Source organism: uncultured Nevskia sp. (genome assembly GCF_903885465.1).
GTDB lineage: Bacteria > Pseudomonadota > Gammaproteobacteria > Nevskiales > Nevskiaceae > Nevskia.
Genome location: NZ_CAISIQ010000331.1, coordinates 1 through 8,754 on the forward strand (window position 1 = coordinate 1; position 8,754 = coordinate 8,754).

At 62.0% G+C, this 8,754-nt stretch carries 8 protein-coding genes; 3 read left to right on the forward strand and 5 right to left on the reverse strand.

The genetic code is table 11. The features are described from left to right. Window positions 1–1,052 (reverse strand): Rieske 2Fe-2S domain-containing protein (locus QZY06_RS12965; RefSeq protein ID WP_295685045.1); only part of this gene is annotated, 1,052 nt, incomplete at its 3' end. 200 nt (window positions 1,053–1,252) lie between these two features. Here QZY06_RS12965 and QZY06_RS12970 point away from each other — a divergent pair. Beyond that, window positions 1,253–1,996: a GntR family transcriptional regulator gene (locus QZY06_RS12970; RefSeq protein ID WP_295685048.1), complete on the forward strand. Its 744-nt coding sequence runs from the start codon at window positions 1,253–1,255 to the stop codon at window positions 1,994–1,996. 34 nt (window positions 1,997–2,030) lie between these two features. Here the strand turns inward: QZY06_RS12970 and QZY06_RS12975 are convergent, their stop codons facing one another. From QZY06_RS12975 to QZY06_RS12990, 4 genes are all read right to left on the reverse strand, one after another. After that, window positions 2,031–3,152, reverse strand: a complete 1,122-nt coding sequence (locus tag QZY06_RS12975; RefSeq protein ID WP_295685052.1) for an alkane 1-monooxygenase — start codon at window positions 3,150–3,152, stop codon at window positions 2,031–2,033. A 62-nt stretch (window positions 3,153–3,214) separates the two neighbouring features. Then, on the reverse strand, window positions 3,215–4,105 hold the full coding sequence (locus QZY06_RS12980) for a VOC family protein (protein ID WP_295685055.1): 891 nt from the start codon (window positions 4,103–4,105) through the stop codon (window positions 3,215–3,217). 156 nt (window positions 4,106–4,261) lie between these two features. Then, the gene (locus QZY06_RS12985) at window positions 4,262–5,824 is read right to left on the reverse strand and encodes a long-chain fatty acid--CoA ligase (RefSeq protein WP_295685058.1); all 1,563 of its coding nucleotides are present in this window, start codon (window positions 5,822–5,824) and stop codon (window positions 4,262–4,264) included. 22 nt (window positions 5,825–5,846) lie between these two features. Further along, the gene (locus tag QZY06_RS12990) at window positions 5,847–6,989 is read right to left on the reverse strand and encodes an acyl-CoA dehydrogenase family protein (protein ID WP_295685061.1); all 1,143 of its coding nucleotides are present in this window, start codon (window positions 6,987–6,989) and stop codon (window positions 5,847–5,849) included. Window positions 6,990–7,201: 212 nt separating this feature from the next. Here QZY06_RS12990 and QZY06_RS12995 point away from each other — a divergent pair, with 212 nt between their 5' ends. Then, window positions 7,202–7,411 carry a hypothetical protein gene (locus QZY06_RS12995; protein ID WP_295685064.1) on the forward strand — a complete coding sequence of 70 codons (210 nt, stop codon included), beginning with the start codon at window positions 7,202–7,204 and terminating at the stop codon, window positions 7,409–7,411. 73 nt (window positions 7,412–7,484) lie between these two features. Further along, a partial coding sequence (locus tag QZY06_RS13000) for an NAD(P)/FAD-dependent oxidoreductase (protein WP_295685067.1) occupies window positions 7,485–8,754 on the forward strand: 1,270 nt, incomplete at its 3' end.

Consider the following 8,754-nt stretch of genomic DNA (forward strand, 5'->3'; position numbering starts at 1 on the left):
AGCACGTTCGGCATCAGCAGCACATTGCGGAATTTCTTGACCATCCAGTCGGCATGTTCGCTGCCGTGCTGCTGCGCATATTGCGGGTACTGCGCATAGCTGGGCCGGTCCTCGAAGTTGAAATAAGGCCCGTACAACACGCCATGCCCATTGGCGAAACCGAAGAAGCCGGCCTCGCCCTTGCCCCAGTTGGAGAGATCGAAGGTCTTGGTCGGGTCCGCTGCGGAATCTTCGGCGCGCTTGCGGGTGGTCATCAGATAGTTCGCGTGCACGGTGGGCACGTGATAACCGTCCAGACCGTTCTCGGTGGCGAGCTTCCAGTTGCCGGAATAGGTGTAGGTGGTCTCGCCCTGCAGGATTTCGAGCTCGCCGGTGGGCGACTGGTCGACCAGCAGATCGATGAAGCGCGCGGCATCGTTCAGATGCGTGCGCAGGTCTTCAACATCGGCGCTCAGCGACACGAAGATGAAGCCGCGATAGCTCTCGATTTTCGGTACCGGCACCAGGCCGAGGTCCTTCCGATCGAAGCCGGAGGGATACGCACCTTCGGCCTCGCTGGTGACGTTCACCAGTGCGCCTTTCTGGTTGTAGCACCAGCCGTGGAATCGGCACATGTGGACCTTGCGATTGCCGGTCTTCTCACGGCAGACCCGCGCGCCACGGTGCAGGCAGGCGTTGAAGAAGCCGTGCAGTTTCTCCTCGCTGTCGCGAGTCAGCAGGATCGGTTGCCGGCCGATGTTCAGGGTCAGGAAATCGTTGGCTTTCGGCAGCTGGCTTTCGTGCGCGGCGTAGACCCAGCCCGCTTCAAACAGGTGCTTGATCTCGAGTTCGAACAGCTCCGGATCGGTGTAGATGTTCCGGGCGCCGAGGTGCAGATCACCGTCCCTGCGCGTCAGCGCGCCATCGAGCAGATCGGTCTTCAGCCGATCGAGTGTTTCAAGCGGCAACCTGCGCCCGTTGCTGGCTGTCGATGAAACCTTGGCCAGCGGTATGGCCGCAGCCAGCCCGGCATCCGGGAACGAGGGCGCGCTGTCACGAATGGTCAAAGGCATTGCTTGATCTCCTGCTGTTTCGGTTCGTCTCGGGAAATCGTGCCGCGCATTTGTGCATTGCCACGCCATTGATTCAACGGAGATAATTCCGGGTAGATAGAGGTTTCTGCGAATATTTCCGTGCTTCGCCGAAAATTCCGAGCCAAGGCGCTGCGGCCATGGCTATCCTGCGAACCGATTCCGCTGGTACGAGACAAACAATGGTTACGCCCGAAAGCTCCAAGCGCTCCCGCCGTGCCGATTGGGATGGCAATGCGCCGGAGATCGGCGGGTCCCGAAACAAGATGCCCGATCCGACCGGCAAGGCCGGTCAGATCGTCGCGCTCATGGAACAGCGCTTGACCCTGGGTTACTACGAGCCTGGGGAGATGCTGTCCTTCAACAAGCTGGCCGAGGAGTTCGGCATCAGCCGCCAGCCGGTCAGCGCTGCCATTTCGCATCTGCGGGCTTCGGGCTATGTCGAGGTCATTCCGCATGTCGGCTGCCGCGTGGTGGTGCCTTCGGCTCGGGAGATCGAAGACTTCTTCGTCATCTCGAGCAAGATCGAGAGCGCTGTCGTGTCGATGGCCGCCGAGCGTTATGAAGGCCGGGAGGCCGAGCTGCTGCTGAGCATCGCGGCGCCCGCCGATCTGTCCTCTCTGGCCGAGCAGCATCAGCGCAAGGCCTACATCAGCTACATCGACCGCTTTCACGATCAGATCTGGCTGATGGCGCGTGCGCCGCTGCTCGAAGGCAAGATCAGCGGTGTCCGCCGGTTGTCGAATTTCTATCTCTGGCAGGGCATCCCCACCCTCGCGCCGAGTGCCGCTAATCAATTGATCCTTGAGCGCACCGCGATCGCGCAGGCGATTGCCGAGCGCGATGGAAAACTCGCGGCGCAACTGGTGGAAGCGCATATCCGGAACAAGCCGCGCCTGGCCGGCATCCTGTCGAAGCCGACGTAGACCGCAAGGCCGTCGGTCGCGCAGTGCCTGCATTTCAGGCTGCGCGAGCTTTCGCGGACGGCGCATTGGCGGCCTCGGCAGCAAACCAGTCCGGCCAGCCTGCGGCCAGGTTCTGGGCGCGGGCCAGTTCGCGCTCCTGGGCGCTGGCATGCTTGAGATCCCATTCCTTGAGCGCCGGCATGATGATCATCCGATGCCAGATCGGCGGAATCAGCGCCGACATGAAGCAGATGAACACGCTCGGCAGCATCACCGCATCGCGATCCGGCTTGAGGTCGTAGTACGGCGCATAGGAATTGAGATGATGGCCCGAGTGGTTGGTGATCTCGAAAGTCATCGCCCGGCTCAGTCGGCCGAAATGGTTCCAGACGTGATGCTTCTTGATCGTCGAGCCTTCGCAGCGCACCTGACCGTAATGCTGGAAGTAGTTGAAGCTTTCGAGCAGGAAGCGCGCGAGCGAAGTTGCGGCGAAGCAGGCTGCAACCGCGGCCCAGCCACCGATCAGATACATGACCGCCTGGAACGCGAGGTATCCCGCCAGCGCACGCCACAGCCGATGCTTGATCGACCAGCGCGACAGGCCGCGCTTTTCGAGCGCGTTGCCTTCCATTTCCAGGCCGGTCATGAAGCTGCCGCGTGCGGCGCGAAAGCCGAAGGTGAAGAGTGTTTCACCGCGCCATGCCGTATCCGAGTCCTTGCGCGTGCCGACGTCGATGTGATGACCGACGACATGCGCGATGTCGCGCGTCGGATCGCCATACATCACCTGCAGGCAGAGGCCGAGATAACGCAGGTACGCGGTGCGGCGATGGAACAGCTCGTGGAACGCCGGGATGCCGACGATGGTACCGATCCAGCCAGTGGAGACCACGGCGCCGAAGGTGTCGAGAGTGCTCAAGGTTCCGCTGCCAGCCTGCCAGGCCAGCAGCACAAAGCTCACGAAGGCCAGGCCACAGGACATCAGCACCGGGATGAAGGCCAGCGTCTCGTTGCTCATCTGGCGTTCGGCGAGATCACGCGGCAGCAGGGTGTCGCCGATCGCGAGAATCGGCAGGGTTGCCAGACCCAGCCAGACATAGCCGCCGCCTAGATACAGGCCGACGATGCCGAACAGCAAGGTGGCCGGTGACAGGTAGTAACGAAGATAGTCGAACATGGTGACCTCTGATGTTGCCCAAACAAGTCGATCACGAGCGATCGCGCGTCCTGCCGATCGCTTTACAACTCCAGATCGAGACCCATGCCGGCTGCTTCCATGCCGTGGCCGAAGACATCGAGTACGTGGTACTGCTGCTGCGCGGTGGCCTTGCAGGCACCCCAGCCAAGTTCCATCAGCCAGCCGGAGGGCGTTGCCGAGTAGAAGGTCAGCGCCAGATCGTTGGAGTGCTTGCCGAGTTGCAGCGCTACCGGAATACCGCGCTTGCGGACGATGTCGTGGGCCATGCCGAGATCATTCAGCTCGGTGTACTCGAGCATCATGTGATTGAGGAATTTCTCGCTCGGCAGGCCGAAGGCGATCGAATGCTGGCGATCGTTGCAATGCATGAACCAGGGTTCGGCAATGCCGACCGGCGTCTGCAGGTGATATTCCACCGAGCCGCTCAACCCGAGCAGCGCATAGAACTTGTAGGTCGCAACCGGATCCTTGGACTGCACCAGCACATGGCCAAGGCCCTGATCGCCGGTCAGGAAACGCCCGTGCATGCGCCGGCCCGGATGAAACGGCAGGTGCACGTCGATGCGGGGACCGTAGAAGATTTCGGTCGGAATGCCTGAAGGGTCTTCGAGCTTCAGCAGACCCAACACCTTGCGCTCAGCAGCTTCCTGAGAAGTGGCGACCCGATAGCTGACGCCAGCCTCGGCGAGCTGCTGCTCCATCGCCTTGAGCGCAACGGCATCGGCGACTCGCCAGCCGATGTAGGCAAGGTCATCCTGCGGTCCGTTGTGGACGACGAAGCGGTGATGCCAGTTGTCCATGCGCAGGTAGAAACGGTCGCCCTCGCCTTCGTCGAGAACTTCCATTCCCGCGCATTCGGCGGCGTACTGACGCCAGGCTTGCGAATCGGACACATTGAGTCCGAGGTAGCCCAATTCTGTAACTCTGACCATCTCTCCTCCATCCAGTAACCCGCGAACGGCTCGCACCCGCCCCGCTTGTGCCGCGGTGATCGGGTGACGTGACGCATTGCTCTTGCACAGCGCCAGCGCAAACTAACATGTCAGCATGCTGGTAACAACCGCCGAGGCCCGCAAGCGGCTGGGCGCTCAGCCCGCTCCAGCGAAGCGCTTGCGCAGTTCGGCCTTGAGAATTTTTCCAGTCGAGCTTCTAGGCAGAGCGTCAACGATATGCAAGTCGCTCGGCAGCTTGTAGCGCGCCAGTCGCGGCTCGACGAAGGCTCGCAGCATGTCGAGATCAAGGCTGCTTCCCGGCTTCAGTGCTGCGACGACGACGACCCTCTCGCCCCAGCGCGAGTCTGGAGCGCCGATCACCGCCGCTTCGGCGATTGCCGAATGCCCGTACAACAGCCCTTCGATCTCCGCCGGGTAGATGTTCTCGCCGCCACTGATGATCATGTCCTTCAGGCGATCGCAGATCGTGTAGAAGCCCTGTTCGTCGACGGTGGCGCCATCGCCGCTGCGGAACCAGCCGTCGCGGAATGCGGCAGCGCTTTCCTCGGGACGGTTCCAGTAGCCGGACGCGACATTGCCGCCCCGCAACCAGACTTCGCCGGGTCGATTTGGCTCTGTGATCCGCTGGCCTTCGCGATCGACCAGACAGACTTCGGTCAGCGCTGCCGGGCGGCCGCAGGAGCCGAGCTGGGTCATCGCGAATTCGGCGTCGAGCAGAGTCGCGATCGCGGTTGATTCTGTCATGCCATAGCACTGGCTGACGGCAATGCCGCGTGTCGCAAAAGTCCGCAGCAGAGGTTCCGGAACTGGCGCGCCACCAGCAAGCACCAGGCGCAGCGCCGACAATTCAGCCGTCTCGAAATCCGCGTGCTGGCTGATCATCAGCATCATCGCCGGCACCAGCATGGTCAGCGTCACGCGATGCTCCGCGAGCGCACGCAGCAGGCCAGCAGCGTCGAAGCCGCGCTGCAGGATCAGATGCGCACCCGCCATCAGGCTCGGCAACACCAGGACGCCCAATGCCGCCGCATGGAACAACGGCGCGCAGTTCAAGGTGACGTCACGCGAGCTCAGATCAGTGGATAGCAGGCCATTGAGATTGCCGGTCCATATATTGAGGTTGCTGATCATCACGCCCTTGGGCCGCCCGGTCGTTCCCGAGGTGTAGAGCAGCAGGACCACGTCTTCGGGTCGACTGTTCACGGCCGCAGGGATCGGATGATCGGCCTCGCGCTCTGCGGCAAGGCTGACCCAGTCGGCGTTGGCCGCGCCGAGGCTGCCCAAGCTCAGATAGCGCTGGCAGGACAGCGACTCGCGTATGGGATCGACCAGCGGCGCATGCGTCGCGTCGGCAATGACGGTGTGTACTCCGGCATCGTCAATGATCGATTTCAGCTCAGGCGCAGACAGACGGAAATTCAGCGGCACGAAGATCGCGCCGATACGCGCTGCAGCGAACAGCGCGACGATCTGCAGGGGATCGTTGAAGCCGAGCCACGCCAGTCGCTCGCCAGCCTGCAAACCCCCGGCAGCAAGCACGGCCGACAGCCGCTCGATCTCGTCCTGCAACTGGCCGTAGCTCCAGGTCCGCTCCTCGAAGCTCAGCGCCGGCCGATCGGGCGCACGTCTCGCACGGCGCCGCAACCACTCGGCCAGCGTTGTTGGATCGGCTACCGATATCGCCTTGCTGAGACTCATGCCAGCGGCTCCTGAGTTAGGCCTAGAGCGTCCGCGCAATGACTTCCTTCATGATCTCGTTGGTGCCGAGATAGATGCGGCTGGCGCGCGAATCGATGAAGGCGTGGGCAATCGGATACTCCATCATGTAGCCGTAGCCGCCATGCAACTGCAGGCATTGGTCGACGACCTTGCAGTGCAGATCGGTGGTCCAGTACTTCGCGGCTGCCGAGGCTTCAGGCGCCAGCTTCTTCTCGAGCGCGAGTTCGATGCAGCGATCGACAAAGACCTGGCCGATGGCGATCTCGGATTTCATCTCGGCGAGCTTGAAGCGCGAGTTCTGGTAGGAGTCGACGGTCTTGCCGAAGACCTTGCGATTGCGGGTGTATTCGAGCGTGACATCGAGCGCCATGCGTGCACCGGCAATTGCGCCGATCGCGACCATCAGCCGCTCCCAGGCCAGTTCCTGCATCAGCTGCATGAAGCCCTTGCCCTCGATGCCGCCGAGCAGGTTGCTGCGCGGCACGCGGACGTTCTCGAAGAACAACTCGCAGGTGTCCTGGCCCTTCATGCCGATCTTGCTCAGCGGCTTGCCCTTGGTGAATCCAGGCCGATCGCCTTCGACCAGAATCAGGGAGATATCGCGCTTGCCCTCGCCGCTGTCGCCGGTTCTGGCAACGACCACAAAGATGTCGCCGTGGTGGCCGTTGGTGATGAAGATCTTCGAGCCGTTCAAAACGTAGTCGTCGCCATCGACGACGGCGCGGGTCTTGATCGCCTGAAGATCCGAGCCACCACTGGGTTCAGTCATCGCAACGGCGCCGACCGCTTCGCCGGAAACCATCTTTGGCAGCCAGTGCAGCCTCTGGGCTTCGGTGCCGAAATGGAAGATGTAGTTGGCGATCACATCGGAATGGATTTCGAAGGTCGTGGCTGTGGCGCCGAGATAGGCCTTCTCTTCCATCAGCACGATGCTAAACAGCCGGTCGGCACCGAGGCCGCCGTACGCCTCGGGGATCGCCATGCACAGCAGGCCGAGTTCGCCGGCGCGGTTCCACAGCTTGCGGTCGACATAGCCCTGCGCTTCCCAGGCCGCGTGATGCGGCATGACTTCATCGGCGAAGAAGCGTCGCAAGGTATTGCGGAATTCTTCGTGCTCCGGACCAAACAGGCTGCGCGGGACCATGGGTTCAACTCCTCTCGCGTACGTGATGACCAATGCTGTGTGCAAGCCCTCATCGACCTCATCGCGACAATCATCGCGACAACGAAAGCGCGAGCGCCGGACTGGCTTGTGTTGTTTGAACAACTCTAACATGTCAGCATGCCGGTTCAAGATCGGGCTGGTTGGCTGCATGCCGACCAGGCTGGTCGCACCCCGCATCCAGGTGATCACGAGTGAAGATTTTCAATACCGACGGCTCGCTCCTGATGGAGATCAAGACGCTCGAACGCACCGGCAACTACCTCGAATTCCGCGGCACGGTGATGGGCGCCATGCCGGTCAAGGGACGGCTGACGCCCGAGGAAGTGCGCAGCGTCTTCGGGCTGGTCAAGCCCTGGCGGCTCTGGTGGTTTTTGTTGAGCTTCCTGTTTCGCAAATCCTGAGGTCCCGAACCGGCCAGACAGAGCCGGACCTGATCGAACAATCCAGCATCACGCATAGCGGAGGAGCTATTCAATGAGTCAGCAATACGATGTCGTTGTCGCCGGCGGCGGTTCCAATTCCCTGTCGGCAGCCGCCTATCTGGCGAAGGCCGGCATGAGCGTCTGCGTACTCGACAAGAACCCGGTGATCGGTGGCGGCCTGGTCAATCGCGAACTCACCGCGCCCGGCTTCCAGCATGAGCCGCATGCCACCGGCCTGATCATCGTGATGGCCAATCCGATGATCAAGGACGACGAACTGGGTCTGAAATCGAAGTTCGGCCTGCGCTTCTTCACGCCGAAGAAAACCATCGCCACGGTCTACGACGACGAGACCTGGATGAGCACCTGCGTGTCGCTCGACGACACCTGCGAAGCGATCGCCAAGTTCTCGCAGAAGGATGCCGAGACCTACCGTGCCTTCGTGACGCGCGTCGTGATGATGGCGCCGCTGCTGAAATCGGCGATGTTCAAGCCGCCGATTCCCTACGGCCAGTTCGCGATGATGCTCGACCAGAGCCCGCTCGGTCAGGAACTGCTGCGCGGCATGATGATGAGCTGCTCCGCCCTGTTCAACGAGCTGTTCGAAAGCGAGAAGGTCAAGATCCACTTCATGAAGTGGATGGGCATCTTCCTGCTGCATCCGGAAGAGCGCGGCACCGGCCTGATGTTCTACACGGCGACGGCGGTCGCGCACACCCAGGAAGAGTCCGGCGTCTACGGCGGCGTGCAGGCTTTCTCCGATGCGCTCGGCAAATGCATCGAGCATCACGGCGGCGTGATCCGCACCAACACCTATGTGAAGAAGATCCTGGTGGCAGGCGGCAAGGCCAAGGGTGTGGAACTGGCCGATGGTGAGCAGATCTTTGCGAAGAAAGCGGTGATCGGCGCCATCCATCCGCACCACCTCGGCGACATGGTCGCCGGGCTCGATCAGGACATGGTGGACGAGGCACGGCGCTGCGAACTGTCCAGCCATAGCGGTGTGATGACCCACTGGGCGCTGCATCAGGCACCGAACTACAAGTGCTCGGAAATCAACGACGCGCTGCTGGTTCAGCCGGTGCCTTCGCGTCTTGCCGACCTCAAGCAGATCTTCGACGACGTCGGCGCCGGACATATGCCGAAGCGGCTGGCGTCGATCGCCGCGCACATGACCGTGCACGATCCTTCCCGCGCTCCGGCCGGCAAGCACACGCTGTACTTCTTCAGCTTCGCGCCCAAGCATCTGAAGCCGGATGGCTGGAGCCACGAGGCGGCGGAGCGTACTCGGGAATGGATGATGGACGAGTACCGCAAGTACA

What these genes read in the sequence shown, in the direction of transcription:
- QZY06_RS12980 (WP_295685055.1), bottom strand. Translation starts at nt 4,105, where the DNA reads ATGGTCAGAGTTACAGAATTGGGCTACCTCGGACTCAATGTGTCCGAT.
- QZY06_RS12970 (WP_295685048.1), top strand. Translation starts at nt 1,253, where the DNA reads ATGGTTACGCCCGAAAGCTCCAAGCGCTCCCGCCGTGCCGATTGGGAT.
- QZY06_RS12990 (WP_295685061.1), bottom strand. Translation starts at nt 6,989, where the DNA reads ATGGTCCCGCGCAGCCTGTTTGGTCCGGAGCACGAAGAATTCCGCAAT.
- QZY06_RS12985 (WP_295685058.1), bottom strand. Translation starts at nt 5,824, where the DNA reads ATGAGTCTCAGCAAGGCGATATCGGTAGCCGATCCAACAACGCTGGCC.
- QZY06_RS12975 (WP_295685052.1), bottom strand. Translation starts at nt 3,152, where the DNA reads ATGTTCGACTATCTTCGTTACTACCTGTCACCGGCCACCTTGCTGTTC.